The organism is Psychromonas ossibalaenae ATCC BAA-1528 (assembly GCF_000381745.1).
Classification (GTDB): domain Bacteria; phylum Pseudomonadota; class Gammaproteobacteria; order Enterobacterales; family Psychromonadaceae; genus Psychromonas; species Psychromonas ossibalaenae.
Genome location: NZ_KB906979.1, coordinates 35,848 through 51,602, shown reverse-complemented (window position 1 = coordinate 51,602; position 15,755 = coordinate 35,848). Strand labels below are relative to the sequence as shown.

Genomic DNA, 15,755 nt, shown 5'->3' with positions numbered 1-15,755 from the left:
ATTTAATATCTGCCGGATCAATAACAAGCAGCCTTCTCTAAGCGGTTTACTTATATTGCATGCTTGAGTTTATACTGCTCCGGTGTGCATTCAGCATATTTTTTAAACATAGTGATAAACGGGCTGGCCTGATTATAACCAAGCGTAAAAGCAATATCTTTTACGGATCTGCCGCTTCTAAGCAGCTCCAGAGAATAAATATAACGCATTCTTAAACGCCACTCGGTAAAGTTCATGCCCAGCTCATTCTGACAATGACGCGCCAGCGTTCTTTCAGTACTATGTACGCGTTTAGCCCAGACAAACAGCGGTGTATCATCGGCAGGATCCAGCTCAAGTGCCGTTAATACTGGTGCCAGTAATTTATGTTTACTAACCGGTAAGAAGTGTTCAATCTGATCTGTTATGGCTAACTGATCCAGCAGTACTTTAAACAAACGTTTATCTGCCTGACTTTGCGCAGTACGAACATCTCTATTGCGCAGATCGGAAATTACTGCATCGATAATCGCTGTTACCGCTAATAAACATACATGACCAGGCAAGTCTCCGGCCAGTTCAGGCACTATATTAACCGAACAATAATCAATGGGTTTGCGGTTATAACTCTGATGCACAATGCCGGCAGGTACCCAGATGGCCAGATTGGGCGGAGATAAAAAACGTTTTCCCTGCGCCTGTAACTCCAATAAGCCGCCGCTGACTATCTGAAGCTGTCCCCAGGGATGCAAATGCGGGCGCGTTTCGGTATTGGAACGGAAAGCATCAAAAAGAAGAAACTGTGCGGCCGGTAGGTCTTTTAGCTGCAGAGCCGGCTGAATATTACGGACACTTAACATGTTGTCTTCCTAATGAGGCTTACTGTCTGATCAGAGATATATATAACCATACAGACCTGCCACACTGTTTGCATCTTTTATTAACAGACACTAAGTCCATGAATTACCTATTTCCGCTTTTCACCGTTATCATCTGGGGCGGCAACTCAATCGTCAATGTCAGCTCGGTTTCGCTGATAGAGCCCAGCGCCATGAGCTTTTTCAGGTGGTTTTTTGCTATGCTGATTTTAACACCGTTTTGTTTACCTGCGGTTATTAAAGCACGTAAAACTATCCGCCCATATCTCGCTAAGCTGGCATTCTTAGGGCTGCTGGGCATGGTATTAAATCAGTCATTAGGTTATTACGCGGGTTTAACTACGACTGCAACTAATATGTCGCTGATTACAGCACTGGTACCGCTGCTGAGTATTTTTATCGCAGTGCCGCTGCTGGGTAAGCGTCTTTCAACACTAAGCATTATCGGCGCAGTTATTTCAATTACCGGCTTAGCTTATATGCTCGGCAGCGGCGATCTGTTATTTATGTTAGACCAGCCTGTTACCCAGGGTGACGGCCTGATGGTCATTGCTGCGACTGTTTACGCCACATACTGCGTGCTGCTTAAGCGCTGGAAAATGCCGCTGAGCAGCTGGCAGCTTATTTATATGCAGGGATTGTTTTCAGTAGTTATGCTCTGCCCGTTATGGCTGACCAGCCAGTCTCTTTTACCAACAACTGAATCACTGCCGTTAATCGCTTATGCAGCTGTCGGTGCTTCGATTATTGCCCCATGGATGTGGGTCAAAGCGATTGATTTAATCGGGGCAGAATCTAGTGCTATGTTTATGAACCTGCTGCCAGTTGTCGCAGCCTCATTAGCGGCACTGTTTCTAGATGAAAAGCTGCAGTCATACCACCTGCTCGGCGGCATTATGGTTATTTCCGGGGTAATGCTGGCGCAAATTAAACTCACGGATAAAAAGCCGCCTGCAGCTCCTGACCTTAAACCTGTTAACAGTAAACTATAAAAAAAACCCGCCGTGAAATATTCACGCGGGCTTTTTATTCTACTTTTTAATAGACAGTTTAAACCTTAAAGTTATTTAACTGATCATCCTGTTCTCCAACCTGTTCGCGCATCAGTTCAGCATGTTTTACCTGCTCATGTGCTCCATTGGTAACATCTTGAGTGATATCCCTGATATTCGTCGTATTACGATTAATCTCTTCAGAAGTTGCAGACTGTTCCTCGGCAGCGGCGGCTATCTGTAGATTCATATCATTGATCTGCACAATCGCAGACTGAATTGTTGACAGCATATCATTTGCTTTACCAGCCTCTTCCGCCGTGTTTATGGCAGCTTCGCGGCTTTGTTTAATAATTTCTTCCGACTTACGTACCCCGGTCTGCAGCTGCTCAATCATGGATCTAATTTCGCTGGTCGATTCCTGTGTACGTGAAGCTAATGAACGAACTTCATCTGCAACAACCGCAAACCCTCGGCCAGACTCACCGGCCCTAGCTGCTTCAATGGCGGCATTTAACGCCAGCAGGTTGGTCTGATCAGCAATACTTGTAATAACAGATAATATTGATTCAATATTATTGCTGAAATTTGCAAGTTCAACAACCGAATCAACTGCCCCTTCCATCTGAGCAGCCAGCTGGTTCATTGAGTCTGTCGCCGCGGAAACAACCATTACCCCGTTACCAGTTTCGACATCGGCGGTGCCGGCAGCCTCAGCAGCTACCTGAGCGTTTTTAGCTACCTCAACTGCACTTGACGCCATCTCATTCATAGCCGTGGCGAGCTGATCCAGCTCACTTAACTGCTGCTGCAGTTCATGGGAAGCTTTTTCCGACTCATCACTTACTTGAACCGTACTGCCGCCAATTTGTGAAGCAAGATTTTTAACTTTGGAAACAATGCCCTGAAGATTGCCAACAAATATATTAAATTGAATTGCCACATCTCCAAATTCATCCTTAGATATGATCGGCAGGCGTTTGGTTAAGTCACCGTTACCGCTGTTAATCTCAACTAATGAGTCACTTAACAGAGTAATAGGTTTTAAAATAGTCTGCATCAGGGTACCAAGAACAAAGAAACCGATAGCAACACTGATTAGTACACCTATAAATGAGCGCCAGCCCATTGCATCTGCCTCTGCCATCACAATATCGGCATCAACCACAACACCAATATACCAGTCCATGCCTCGAAGTCCTTTAAGCGGGGTAAAACTTACCCACATAGACTGACCGTCAACTTCAATTTCCTTAACTTTCTTGTCTAAAGCAACTGACTGCCCGTCAAATAACAACGAATAATCTTTACCATTATTTTCACTGTGGGGGTGACTAATAATATTACCGCTCTTGGTTAATAAGAAGGCATAACCCGCATCATTAAAACTCAGAGTATTAAGTGCATCAGATACAGTTTTTAAACTAAGATCGCCGCCAAAAGCCCCCTTGAAACTGCCTTTATCGGTAAAGTTAGCCACTACAGAGATCATAATCTCCTTTGATACTGCATCAGCATAGGGTTCAGTGATCATTGCCTGGTTGGCATTTCTAGCAACATCGTACCAGGGGCGCTTTCTTGCATCCCAGCCTTCAGGCTGCCAGCTCGGATCATTAGTAATACGTATTCCGTCAGTGTGCAGTCCGCCGAAAATAAGCAAAAAGTTATGTTTAAGCAGCGGGCTGTCGAAGGTTTTCTGTATGTTGTCAGCAGTAAAATCGGAGTCAATCACCTGCGCCATCAGATCTATGATTTCTAACTTACCACTCAGCCAGTAGGTTATCTGCTGCGCCAAAGCGTCACTAGATTCCTCTATCGATGCACTTGACTGATTTTGTAGGGTGCTTTTTATTTCCCGATACTGAAATAACGACAACGAACTAATCGCTAAAACCAGCACTAAGGAAGATATTAAAACAACTTTGACGGACACTTTCATAGTTACATCCTTTGTATGTATGTAAGACCAAGACGACTGAACTAACCAGCCACTCTATTAAAGAGCTTATAACTAATTGAAACTTTTGCTAAGCCGACTTCAATATATTTAAAAAATTGATGTATATATAACATTTTAATGCCTTTAAAGTTAAATGCTGATGGTTACTGACTTGAAGCATTGAAAATACTGCAAGTAAGCGGGGCTCGGAGCGGGTATCTTCATTTTGCTGTACATCTGGTCAAGTCGGTTGCATTTTTTATCTATACTCAAGATAAATATAAGAAGCCAGGGAAGATATCTATGAAACAGCAGCTCAAGCTTGAAGATGCAAAAAAAATGATGCTCAGCTGTGACATGGGCGAGCTGGACTTTGCCGAAATATTAAACAATATAAATAATGATGAACTGCTCAGTAAATATTCACCCGACGGCATCTGCCAGATTGATCCGCGTAATGGTAACCTGGTGGTTTATAACTCCTCCCGCGCTAAACGAATTCATACTACAGTTGACAAACCGCCCCAGCATCAAGAGTTCGAGAATTGTCCCATCTGCAATGGTCAAAGCTCAGAGATCCTGGATCTTGCTGAGCAGAGTGAAGGTTTTACTTTTATTAATAAAAATATTTATCCCATTTTTCATCCGATCGAAGAATTGCCTCAAGAAGAAGCTGATTATTTTTTACATCAGGACTTAGAGCATAAAGGACGTGCTTCATATGGATTTCACCTCTTACAATGGACCTCATCTATTCACGATAAAGACTGGCATAACCTGCCCTTTACTGATGCGTTAATCAGCTTTGAACAGCTGGCGGCATTAGAAAAAATATTACTCTGCCAGACAACCAGTTTTATGTCCCGCTCTATCACAAAAATGGAACAACAAATGGTAAGTGGTTATGTGTCAATCATAAAAAACTACGGGGCAGCTGCTGGTGCGTCATTAACCCACGGGCATCAGCAGATCGCATACAGCAATATTTTACCGCAGCGTTTTTTTAATAATCTACGATTTCGTAAACGCCACGAAAAGAGTTTCAGTCAGTTTATGCAGGACGAAAATCCAGCTAATTTAATTGTCAAAGATTACGGAGAAGTAATACTCATTGTGCCCTATTTTATGAAACGTCCTCTGGATATGATGCTGATGGTAAAAGACAGCAGTAAACGTTATTTACATCAGTTAAGTTCGGTAGAAAAACAACAGGTGACCCTTGCTGTGCAAGAGTCCATACAGACAATTATCGGACTGATGGAAGATATGGACATCCCGCCAGCTTACAATATGATAGTCAACAACGGCCCAGGCTGCGGATTATATTTTGAGTTTCTTGCACAGACCCAGAAGATGGGCGGTTATGAACAGATCGGTTTATTCGTCTGTCAAGCTAACGCAGTGGATTCTGCTTCACGTCTTCGTAAAAGAGTTTCATCACTGAGCAGCTGATTTCGGGCTGTTTACGGAGCTTTCTCCCCGCAGAAAAAGCAAACAATGAGTCACTAACAAAGCCATTCTGCATGTAGTTTTTCACTGTCACCGAGGTAATTCAATAACCAGATAACAGCTGGATTTAAGCTGTCATTATTCCAGGCCAGACAGCAGGGGCTGTTCGGGTGCGGTTTCAGTAATGTCCGTTCAATCAAGACCCCTTTCTCCACCAGCGGTCTTGAACGATGCGACGGCATAATACCAATTCCCAGGCCGGCAATAAAACACTGTTCAGCACTGTGCCAGTTTGGCACAACCAAACGTCTCTGATTATCCAGAAGCCAGGTCGTTCGTTTTGGAAGTTTGCGTGAACTATCATCTAAACAGATACATGGGTAACTTATAAGCTCACTCTCTTTTAGCGGCTCACTGTATGCGGCTAATTCATGATCGGCACTTACTACAAAATCCCATGAAAGAGAGCCCATAGCACGATAAGATATATTTCCAGCAATCGGTACAGAAGCTGTTGCACCAATAGCAATGTCCGCACGGCCGTCAGCTAAAGCATCCCACACTCCGTTAAATACTTCCATGGTAAGCAGCAGCTCAACATCGGGAAATTCATCGTAAAAATCCTTTACCAGCTGGTTCACGCTGGCTTCGCGTACCACATTATCCAGTGCAATAGATACACTGCTCTGCCATCCATTAGCAACCCGCTGGGTTTGAAATTTTATATCATCCATCTGCTTCAACAGCAGCCTCGCCTGCTCTACAAAATAATCACCCGCAGGGGTTAGTTGTACTTTGCGGTGCAGACGTTTAAACAGGACCACATTTAATTTATTTTCGATCGATTTAACGGTGTAACTTATAGCACTCGGCACTTTATGCAGCTCATCAGCAGCGGCTGAAAAACTGCCGCGCCGCGCGACAGTATCAATAACAACAAGATCTTGGTTGGAAAACATACGCATCAATTATTTTGAAAGGAATAGTGAAAATATACCGTTTCACAATACTAAATAGCAAGAATAAACTGTGGAAAATTTATTATTTCAGAGGTAACAATGACAAAAGAAAAAACCGTAATTCCGTATATCTGGTTAGCCGGACTTAGTATGCTGGGCTTTTTAGCAACAGATATGTATCTGCCTGCTTTTGATATTATTCGTCAGGATTTACAAACAAATGAGAGCTTAATAGGCTGGTCATTGACTATATTCCTATTAGGGATGGCAGGCGGACAGCTGGTATACGGACCTTTAGCAAAACGTTTCGGAAAAAAACTAGTATTATGTTCAAGTTTAATAATTTTCATTATCGGTAGTGTTATTTGTGCTTTTTCCAGCAGTATTGAAGTACTGTTATTCGGTCGTTTTATTCAGGCAGTCGGCGCCTGCGGCTCCACAATAATATGGCAATCATTTGTCATCGAAAAATATGATTCAAAAACTTCGCAGCGTATATTTGCAACGGTAATGCCGCTAGTTGCATTATCACCAGCCTTAGCGCCGCTATTAGGTGCTGTGCTTGAAGCACAGTTTGGCTGGCAGTCTATTTTCTACTCGTTAGTTGCCATTGGTGCAGTACTGATCCTGCGCAGCAGCTTAATTGATTTTACACTACCGCAGTCTGCAGCACCGCTTCAATCAGCAAAGTTGTCACCGGCCTCAAAACCATTAAATGTGTTTCAGTCGTACAAAACTATTCTGCAGTCAAAAAAATTCACCGGCAATATGCTCATTTATGCAGCCTGTTCAGCAGCTTTTTTTGCATGGCTGACCGGTTCTCCTTTTGTAATGACCAGCATGGGTTACTCAGGCGCTGATATCGGCCTAAGCTATGTACCGCAAACTATCGCCTTTATCGTTGGTGGTTATACCTGCCGAGTTTTATTAAACAAGCATGAACCAGCAGTAATACTGCCGTGGTTATTAAAGCTGTTCACTGTCAGTGTACTGCTTATGTTTATTGTTGCTGTCAATTTTACCAGCACCTCTATCGTACCTTTCCTGGCTCTAATGTGCTTTATGGCAGCGGCAAATGGTGCAATTTATCCGATTGTTGCTAACAGTGCTTTATCTGACTTTAAAGAAAACAGCGCATCTGCATCTGGATTAATGAACTTTCTACAGATGATGCTTTGTGTTATCGCCAGTGGTCTGGTATCGGCATTTATCAGCGGTTACGGCTTAGTGGCAATGACAACAGTAATGCTCCTTCAGGCGGGAATTGTAATACTTGCATATCCGCTAGTTGCTAAAAGCGCTAAAACACAGCAGCAGGCCCAAACAGCTCAATAAATTTATCAAAATTTAAGTTTAAAGTGGACCAGGGAGGGTTCAATGTGAATAAACAGCAAAGTTCGCATGTGCATAAAAATCAGCCATGAAATATCCATTCAAGGCTGACTTTTTTTTACCTGTGCACAAGCCGGCAAAAATACCTGCTAAATAATTACGGCTGCTGACGAGTCGGAGCTACCACAATTTCACGGATACAAACCCCTTGCGGCTGCTGATAAGCAAAAAACACTGAACGGGCAATATCATCTGCTTTCAGGACCCCGCCCATGGACTCTTTCCATGAATCATAACCATCTTTAATTTCAGTCGAGCTAGTATGCGACAGCAGTTCTGTTTCCACAGCTCCCGGAGCAATAGTTGTTACCCGTACATTTGAGTCTGCAACTTCTTCACGAACATTTTCAGAAATCGCATGCACAGCGAATTTTGTGCCGCAGTAGGCAGCATGATTAGCAAATGTTTTACGTCCGGCAATGGAGCTGATATTGATAACTGTACCGCAGTTACGCTCTTTCATCGGGGCAAGCACAGCCTGCAGGCCGTTTAAAAGTCCGATCACGTTTACATCAAACATACTTTTCCACTCCGATGAGTCCTGAGTATCAATTTGACCTAATAACATTTTACCTGCGTTATTTACCAGACAGTCAGCAGGTCCATAAACTGCTTCAGCTTTTTTAATGGCAACTTCAAAACTCTTTTTATCAGTAACATCTACTCTTTCACACAACATATCCGGCAGCTGCAGTGCTTCTAATTTATCAATGCGGCGTGCCAGTAATAAAAGCGGATGCCCTTCTTTACTGAAACGTTTAGCGATGGCTGCACCGATACCTGAACTTGCTCCGGTAATTACAATTAACTTCTTCATTTTAACCCTCAATTGATTCTATTAGTTTCACTAATTTAAATAATGCTAACGGAGAGTTACGCTGTTTTGTAACTCTCCGCGACTTGAAGTAATAATACATAAAGCTATATTGGTGATATATACGACAGAAAGAAAAATATTGTTTACATAAACTGCACAATGAAAATTACAGCGTATCTCTTTTGAGCAGATTTAAGACAAATAACAGCCATTAACCATACAATAAATTCGCTATGTAAATTAACTGTACCACTGCATTAAACAAAGTACAATTCAGCTGCTTTACCTAGCAAAATCAATAATTAAAAGGTTAACAATGAAACGTACAAAATTACTTATTCCCTTTACGCTGGTCCTATCCAGTGCTGTTTTCGTTAATACAGCGGCAGCTTCTCCTGAGAGTATTCAGTCAGATATTGAACTCAGTCAATTTACTTCCAAACGTCAGGTTGTTGAACAGTTATTAAATGAGGCCTATCAGACATTTAAGTCTCCAGCCCGCATCTCCCATGCCGGTTTTACCGCAAAAATGCCGAGCAGTATGGAGCTGATAACAGAGCGTCTTCTACAGGCCTATGAAATAGAGCCTTACAGAACAGATCTTCTTATTTCTGCCGCTAACGCTCAGGTTTATAACAGTAATATAGACAGAGCAATTGAACTGTTTGAAAAAGTATTAACTGCCGCACCAAATGACCTGGATGCACACTCATACCTGGCAGTATGGCAGCACTTTAAAAATAATAAACAAGCAGTACAAAAACACCTTAATGCTTTACAAAATATCAATGAAGGCAGGGTTAAAGATCTTAAAAAGATCATGTCAACGGTTGACCGTATCGTACAGACTCCGCTAAAAAACCAGGCAGATGTCCAACATAAGGGAAAAACGGCTATTGTCACTTTAGGTTATGCTTTAAACCCTGACGGCTCTATGCATGATATATTAATTGACCGGCTTAATATCACCTTAGCAATGGCCAAAAAACAACCGGATTCATATATCATTACCACAGGCGGGGTGCCGAAAAACCATAAAACAGAAGGTAAATTAATGGCTGACTGGTTAGTCGAACACGGCATAAACCGTTCGCGTCTTATTGAAGATAACTACGCCAGAAGTACCGTTGAGAATGCGCTGTACAGCAGTTATGCATTAGCAAGACATAATATTGATCATGCCACAATTATAAGCTCAGCCAGCCACGTTCGACGCGGTCAGGCACTGTTTGAAGTTGCCTCATGGAAAACCGGACCTGTAGATATTACTTTTGATACTATTGCAGGAGCAGATCAGCCGCTGCAAGAGTTAAAAACACCAAGTGATACAGAGCTGCTTGGTATTTACCGCGATGCGCTGCGCGTTTACGGAATGTGGAGTTACCGCTCATACCCGTTAGAACAGCGTTAATCAAAGTGTTAGCTACCAGGACAACCGCTCTGGTAGTTAACAGCGCCCGACGCAGCTGCAGGAAACTCAATAAAAAGCGATGTTTTCCTGCTGGGATTCACTGCATATTAACTGTGCAGTTTCCCTCGCAGCCAGTGCTTTATCAAAATAATAGCCCTGCGCATAATCACAGCCAAGCACCTCAAGCACCTCGTGCTGTTCAAGTGTTTCTACCCCTTCAGCCAGTACTTTCACTTGTAACACCTTACCCAGATCAATAATATGTTTGGCAAATTCCCGGTCTAATGAAGTATTACAAATATTCTCGATTAAAGTCCGATCAAGTTTCAGCTTGTTGAGCGATAAATGAAAAGTACGTATCAGGCTTAATGACGAGTAGCCGCAGCCGAAATCATCCACCGCAATATTTATCCCCAGCTCCCTAATCTGGACAACATTATCGTGCAGGACTTTTAAATTATTAATAGAACTGGTTTCGGTAACTTCAACTTCAAGCAGTTCTGCCGGGCAGTTTGTCTGCCTGATGATAGCGCTGATACGTGAGATAAAGGTAGTCATTTCCAGCGTTTTAAATGAAAAATTGACAGCAACTCTCGGCGAGTTAATGCCCTGCTCCCGCCATGCGGCTATCTGCGAACACACCTGAGTAAAAACCCATAGATCAAACTCAAAATGTAAACCGATATCTTCGGCAATGGCAACAAATATGTCCGGCCTAATATTACCCAGCTTATTATGAAACCAGCGTGACAGCGCCTCAAAACCGATAAGATGCCCGCTGCTGAGTTCGTACTGAGGCTGGTAATATATTTTGATCTGACACTGCTCTATAGCATACGGAAACTCATCAATTATTAACTTAGTGGTCAGCAGATCATCACTGGTTTGATCAGTGGCCAGACAGTACTTTGAAATACTGTATTTTTTGGCTTCAAGCAATGCTGTTTCAGCGGCTATTTCCATAGAAAGGTAGCTGTCATAGGATGTTCGTTGTGCACTAACTCCGATACTGAAAGACTTACTGATTTTAACACCGTTAGCTAATTGAACTGGATTTGCAGTTAAACTGCATAGACTTTCACACAGGCGGATGACATGTGCCGATAAAGCCGTATCGGATAAATTCTCATAGTCCTCGATTAGAACGCCGTATTTAGCATTAGAGTAACGCACAACCAGTCCAAATTTTTTAGCCGTTTTTTGCAGCATTTTCCCCAGTACAGCTAAATAGTTATCACCAACATCATAACCGTAGCGGAAATTTATAGTCGAAAAATTATCCACACTTAATATTACCAGAACCAGATTACTGATTGCGGTCACAGGAGTATGAAGCAGGTAGTTGGCTCTGGAGCTGATAGCCCAGCCGTTTGGAAGAGCACTAATCGGATCGATGGACTTGTTATCCAGAACGCGTAAGTATAATTTGAACGACTCAGCATCCCCCCCGTCACAAATGCAGTGCACTTTAACGGGCAGCTGGTAATGAAATCTATCTATTATCGTTGCTTTGGCAAAGATACCGGATTTGTTAACAGCGGCAGCTGCAGACAGCTGTTCAAGATTAACTACTGCAGAACCTAGATCAGCGGTTATTGATAATTTATCTTGTAAACGAGACGAGACAATTTCAGTACTGGTAAAACCAATCAGTTCCGTAAACACCTCATTACAAGCTGTAATAACCCCGTTTGTGACGCTCAAAACCGGCAGTAAAGTATTCTCAATATCGTCCATTATGATATGCGTTAACCTTGTATTCAATGCTATGAATATAACTGTACATTACTTTCTGTTTTAAACCATTTACTTCCACTATAAATTTTCTTTGCGGCAGACAGGTGTGACAGCGGTCTAGATTAATATCTGTTTAACCTTACAGGGTGAATATCAGAAGTGAGGTATGGTTGTTTTACTGAGGATAACGAAGCGTTTATGCAGCTTGTTGACAGGAGCTTTGCAGAAGTTGTGATCCACAAAAAGTGCGGGTATTTATAGTAAAAAAATACCCGTACTATCTTGTATTAGGCTCGTAATTATTTTTGTAGAAGATAAGAAATAGTCTCAGCTATTTTTGCAGGGTCTTTATGCCCGGCAACTAATACCTGATAACGACCGTTAACAACAAAAGTAGGTACTGAATCAATCTTAGTACGCTGAGATAACTGACTTATTTCATCAACTTTAGCAATTAATTCCGCACTCTGCTGTTCGTTGTAGTCAAAGGGGCTAACCAGGCCGCGTGAAGTAAATGCGTCAGCCATAGCTGCAGTCTTTTCTTCATCAGGAGTTTCTTTAGACATCTGCATGGCGTTAAACAGATCTAGCATAAAATCATGATCCGGCGTTGCCTTTAACTGCATTTCAGCCGCATAATAAAACATAGCGGCAAACTGTGCAGACTGATTAAATACAATATGCATTTTACCAATATCCGCATCAGCTTTTTCACTTATAACAGGTATAAAGTCTTCCATCTTACGGCAGTGACCACAACCTAGAGAAAAAACTTCTGTGACAGGTTCTAAACCTTGACCCTGCAGATTTTCAGGAAGCTGCACATACTGTTTACCCTCTTCAGGGATACTCGATTCAGAGCAGGCGGCCAGAAATAGTAGTGAAGAGAGAAGAATAAACATTGGTTTGCTGATGAATTTCATTTTTTGTCCTGATAAGTGAAGAAAATTGAATAATTAAGTTATAAAAATCAACAATATCATTTTATTAACAGATAAAAAATGAAAATTACAATGCGATTAAAACGACTCGTCCTGATGTGATACAACAATAAGTGGAGAATGGTTTTCAGGCACAGTGACATTTACAGTTATCGGACAGCAGCAGACCTGGCAGTCTTCAATATAAGACTGCTCTGCGGCCGAGCAGTCAACAACAATTTCGATTGTTTCCCCGCAGTAAGGACACTGCACAAAGCAGCAGACCAGCATGTTGATAAGCACACCTCAGATTAAAACAGCCAAAATATACAATGAATAATAAATGTATTACGTTTGTATAATAGACATATTTACTTTTTATGCAGGCAATATTTCAGCCCTGTCAACATTATGATGACGTCGCACAAAACAGCAGGTTGATAAGTGTACCCTGGATTTAACGTAGGTAGAGGTCGCATTCAATATATAAATATAGTGTATTACAGACCGGTAATACACTATATTTAGACTAGCAGGCAGTCATCAGCCGCGGAAATAACGCTGCGGAACAAACGGCATTTTCTCGACGGTCATAAGCAGTTTTTTACCACGTACGTCAGCAAAAACTTCACTGCCTAACGCCGCAAAATCTCGATGTACATAAGCCATCGCGACAGGCGCCCCCTTTGACGGCCCAAATGTACCGCTGGTGACTATGCCTATTTCATTATTTTCAGCATCAAATAGTCGACAACCTTCACGCACCGGCGCTTTAGAATGTCCGATTAAACCAACTCGTTTACGGGCGACTTCCTTGGTGCGGATCTGCTCTAAAATCAAATTTGCTCCTGGAAATCCACCCGCACGTTCACCATCTGCACGGCGGCTAGGGCTGATCCCCCAGAGCAAGCTTGCTTCAACCGGCGTGGTCGTCGGATCAAGATCGTGCCCGTACAAACATAAACCACATTCAAGGCGCAGCGAATCACGCGCGCCGAGACCAACCCATTCAACTTCACTATATGCTAACAACTGACGCGCTAACTGCTCTGCGGTATCCGCCGGCACTGATATTTCGTAGCCGTCTTCGCCGGTATAACCTGAACGGCTGACATAACACTCTGTCCCGGCTAGTTCGATTCTGCACGCATCCATAAACACCATATCACTGACCTGCGGGTTAATACGGGCTAATACCTCAGCAGCCAGAGGCCCCTGCAGCGCTAATAATGCACGATCTTCAATGACCTCAAGTTCCACATCTTCAGGTAAATTGTCCTGTAGATGTTTTATATCCTGCTCTTTACAGGCGGCATTCACCACCACGAACAGGTGATCTCCAAAATTAGTTATCATCAGGTCATCATTGATGCCGCCCTGCTCATTGGTAAAAAAAGCATAACGCTGCTTACCGGCGGGTAAATCAATAATATCCACGGGTACTAACGCTTCCAGCTCTTTAGCTGCATTCTCTCCGTAAAGGCGAAGCTGGCCCATATGTGAAACATCAAATAACCCCGCTTGTGCACGACAATGCAGGTGCTCCTTACGCACCCCTAGCTCATACTGTACCGGCATATCATAACCGGCAAACGGCACCATTTTAGCGCCCATTTCAGTATGTAATAGATGCAGAGGGGTAACTAATAATTGTTCAGACATACGTTTAATTCTCCATAGAGCGCATCTTTGCGCCTTATTATTCAGATTAAATAACTGCTGTTTTATAAATTAAGAAGCCGTAACCCAAAGGATCAGGGCGTCCTCCTCACTAACTGACGCTAACATGTGTCCCATATTGGCATCGTAATAAACCGAATCACCTTCACTTAAATTAACCGGTTCGTAAAATTCCGAAAAAAAGTTTATTTCCCCCTTTAATACCAGTAGAAACTCTTCACCGTCATGACGGATCCAGTCTCCGTAATCATCAAAACTGCGAGCCCTTATTGTAGATTTAAACGGCATCATTTTTTTGTTGGTAAGCTGTGTTGCTAATAATTCATGTTCATAGGTTGAAGTCGGATGTGTTTTACCTTCTTCACTACGCGTAATGTCACGGCGCCCTGTTGCTGTTACTTGTTTGGGCGGCGCAAACAGCTGCGGTATATCAACCTGCAGACCGTTGGCTAATTTCTGCATCGCCTGAAACGTCGGCGAGATCTGTTCATTCTCAATCTTAGACAGGGTTGAACGCGCCAGGCCTGTTTTTTGACTAGCTTCCTCCAAAGTTAAACCGAATGACTTACGTATCTCTTTTAAGCGTTTACCCAGTTTCAGAGGTTCGATTTTTTCTGATGACTGCTCTGAAGTAATGGTCATCGACGGATAAATATCCTGCGGGCTATCGTCATCCATATATGTCCTCCTTGATGTAGTCCTGTTCAATCTAGACGCTGTTATTGTGATTTGTTTTCATTCTCACACAAATTGAGACTAATAATAAAAGTGAATCTTGTTATAAACATGATCCTGATCACAAATGCGGGATAAAGTTTCCTTTAGGAAACTTATGCTCGTGAGCATTAAGGTAATCTAGGCTGTATATTATAAGCAGAGATTAGCTATACACCTGCACCATTCGCAGCGCAATATTAAAACACATTATAAAACATGACCTTATAGCATGACCACACAGGTAAACAGAAGAGAAAAGCCTAATAACAAATAGGTGGCTTGGCAGGTGCGAGTTAACAATATATAATTTCACTATTGGAAACTTACTTGTTTTCAGGGGTAGTTAAACAACAGAATGTTAATGACTTGTTACTAAATTAGCGATGTAATGGCAGTAGAACAACATTACATGCAAAGATAAATAAACACTTCACCACAGCTTCAGCTGCTGGTGAAATAAATATTTTTTTAATAAATCTTTAGGAGTTGTAAATGGAAAAGACACTGATGTTCACAGAAAGTCATGAATGGGTACGTGATAACTGTGACGGTACAATCACCACAGGTATTTCACACCAGGCGCAGGAATTATTAGGCGATGTGGTTTTTGTTGATCTCCCGGAAGTCGGCGATCATACCGAAGCAGGCGAACCCTTTACACTGATTGAATCAGTAAAAGCTGCATCTGACATTTATGCGGCGATTTCCGGCGAAATTGTAGAAATAAACACTGAGTTAGAAGATAACCCGGAACTAATCAATGAAGAGCCCTATGTCGGCGGCTGGATTGCAAAAATCAGATTAACAGATACTAAACAACTTGAAAGCCTGCTTGATGGCGACACTTACCTTGCCAGCTTTTAACAGTTATTAAAAGTACAGATG

At 42.4% G+C, this 15,755-nt stretch carries 14 protein-coding genes; 5 read left to right on the top strand and 9 right to left on the bottom strand.

Going from position 1 to position 15,755, the window contains the following annotated elements; genetic code table 11:
• Positions 1-50 precede the first annotated feature (50 nt).
• Positions 51-839 carry an AraC family transcriptional regulator gene (locus tag G327_RS0108465; RefSeq protein WP_019614332.1) on the bottom strand — a complete coding sequence of 263 codons (789 nt, stop codon included), beginning with the start codon at positions 837-839 and terminating at the stop codon, positions 51-53.
• 98 nt (positions 840-937) lie between these two features.
• Between G327_RS0108465 and G327_RS0108460 the strand changes: the two genes are divergently transcribed.
• Positions 938-1,849 carry a DMT family transporter gene (locus G327_RS0108460; protein ID WP_019614331.1) on the top strand — a complete coding sequence of 304 codons (912 nt, stop codon included), beginning with the start codon at positions 938-940 and terminating at the stop codon, positions 1,847-1,849.
• 58 nt (positions 1,850-1,907) lie between these two features.
• On the opposite strand, the gene G327_RS0108455 is transcribed toward G327_RS0108460, so the two are convergent.
• The gene (locus G327_RS0108455; RefSeq protein ID WP_019614330.1) at positions 1,908-3,788 is read right to left on the bottom strand and encodes a methyl-accepting chemotaxis protein; all 1,881 of its coding nucleotides are present in this window, start codon (positions 3,786-3,788) and stop codon (positions 1,908-1,910) included.
• A gap of 303 nt (positions 3,789-4,091) precedes the next feature.
• Here G327_RS0108455 and G327_RS0108450 point away from each other — a divergent pair, with 303 nt between their 5' ends.
• Positions 4,092-5,240, top strand: coding sequence for an HIT family protein (locus G327_RS0108450; protein ID WP_019614329.1), 1,149 nt, complete (start codon positions 4,092-4,094; stop codon positions 5,238-5,240).
• Positions 5,241-5,293: 53 nt separating this feature from the next.
• On the opposite strand, the gene punR is transcribed toward G327_RS0108450, so the two are convergent.
• A complete protein-coding gene (gene punR, locus G327_RS0108445) occupies positions 5,294-6,196 on the bottom strand; it encodes a DNA-binding transcriptional activator PunR (protein ID WP_026339266.1) in 903 nt (300 codons plus the stop codon).
• A gap of 99 nt (positions 6,197-6,295) precedes the next feature.
• Here punR and punC point away from each other — a divergent pair, with 99 nt between their 5' ends.
• Positions 6,296-7,531, top strand: a complete 1,236-nt coding sequence (gene punC, locus G327_RS0108440) for a purine nucleoside transporter PunC (protein ID WP_019614327.1) — start codon at positions 6,296-6,298, stop codon at positions 7,529-7,531.
• Between the two features lie 154 nt (positions 7,532-7,685).
• Here the strand turns inward: punC and G327_RS0108435 are convergent, their stop codons facing one another.
• Positions 7,686-8,405: an SDR family oxidoreductase gene (locus tag G327_RS0108435; RefSeq protein ID WP_019614326.1), complete on the bottom strand. Its 720-nt coding sequence runs from the start codon at positions 8,403-8,405 to the stop codon at positions 7,686-7,688.
• A gap of 316 nt (positions 8,406-8,721) precedes the next feature.
• Here G327_RS0108435 and G327_RS0108430 point away from each other — a divergent pair, with 316 nt between their 5' ends.
• Positions 8,722-9,816 (top strand): YdcF family protein, encoded by a 1,095-nt coding sequence (locus tag G327_RS0108430; protein ID WP_019614325.1) that lies wholly within the window; start codon positions 8,722-8,724, stop codon positions 9,814-9,816.
• A gap of 66 nt (positions 9,817-9,882) precedes the next feature.
• On the opposite strand, the gene G327_RS0108425 is transcribed toward G327_RS0108430, so the two are convergent.
• The 5 genes from G327_RS0108425 to G327_RS0108405 all read right to left on the bottom strand — a co-directional run bounded on the left by G327_RS0108425 (position 9,883) and on the right by G327_RS0108405 (position 14,831).
• Positions 9,883-11,553 (bottom strand): putative bifunctional diguanylate cyclase/phosphodiesterase, encoded by a 1,671-nt coding sequence (locus G327_RS0108425; RefSeq protein ID WP_019614324.1) that lies wholly within the window; start codon positions 11,551-11,553, stop codon positions 9,883-9,885.
• A gap of 299 nt (positions 11,554-11,852) precedes the next feature.
• On the bottom strand, positions 11,853-12,476 hold the full coding sequence (locus G327_RS0108420) for a thiol:disulfide interchange protein DsbA/DsbL (RefSeq protein WP_019614323.1): 624 nt from the start codon (positions 12,474-12,476) through the stop codon (positions 11,853-11,855).
• A gap of 96 nt (positions 12,477-12,572) precedes the next feature.
• Entirely contained in the window at positions 12,573-12,764 is a 192-nt protein-coding gene (locus tag G327_RS0108415; RefSeq protein ID WP_019614322.1) for a CPXCG motif-containing cysteine-rich protein, read from the bottom strand.
• 252 nt (positions 12,765-13,016) lie between these two features.
• Entirely contained in the window at positions 13,017-14,135 is a 1,119-nt protein-coding gene (gene gcvT / locus G327_RS0108410; RefSeq protein ID WP_019614321.1) for a glycine cleavage system aminomethyltransferase GcvT, read from the bottom strand.
• A 69-nt stretch (positions 14,136-14,204) separates the two neighbouring features.
• Positions 14,205-14,831 carry a helix-turn-helix domain-containing protein gene (locus tag G327_RS0108405; protein WP_019614320.1) on the bottom strand — a complete coding sequence of 209 codons (627 nt, stop codon included), beginning with the start codon at positions 14,829-14,831 and terminating at the stop codon, positions 14,205-14,207.
• 531 nt (positions 14,832-15,362) lie between these two features.
• Between G327_RS0108405 and gcvH the strand changes: the two genes are divergently transcribed.
• Positions 15,363-15,734, top strand: a complete 372-nt coding sequence (gene gcvH, locus G327_RS0108400) for a glycine cleavage system protein GcvH (protein ID WP_019614319.1) — start codon at positions 15,363-15,365, stop codon at positions 15,732-15,734.
• The last annotated feature ends 21 nt before the right edge of the window (positions 15,735-15,755 follow it).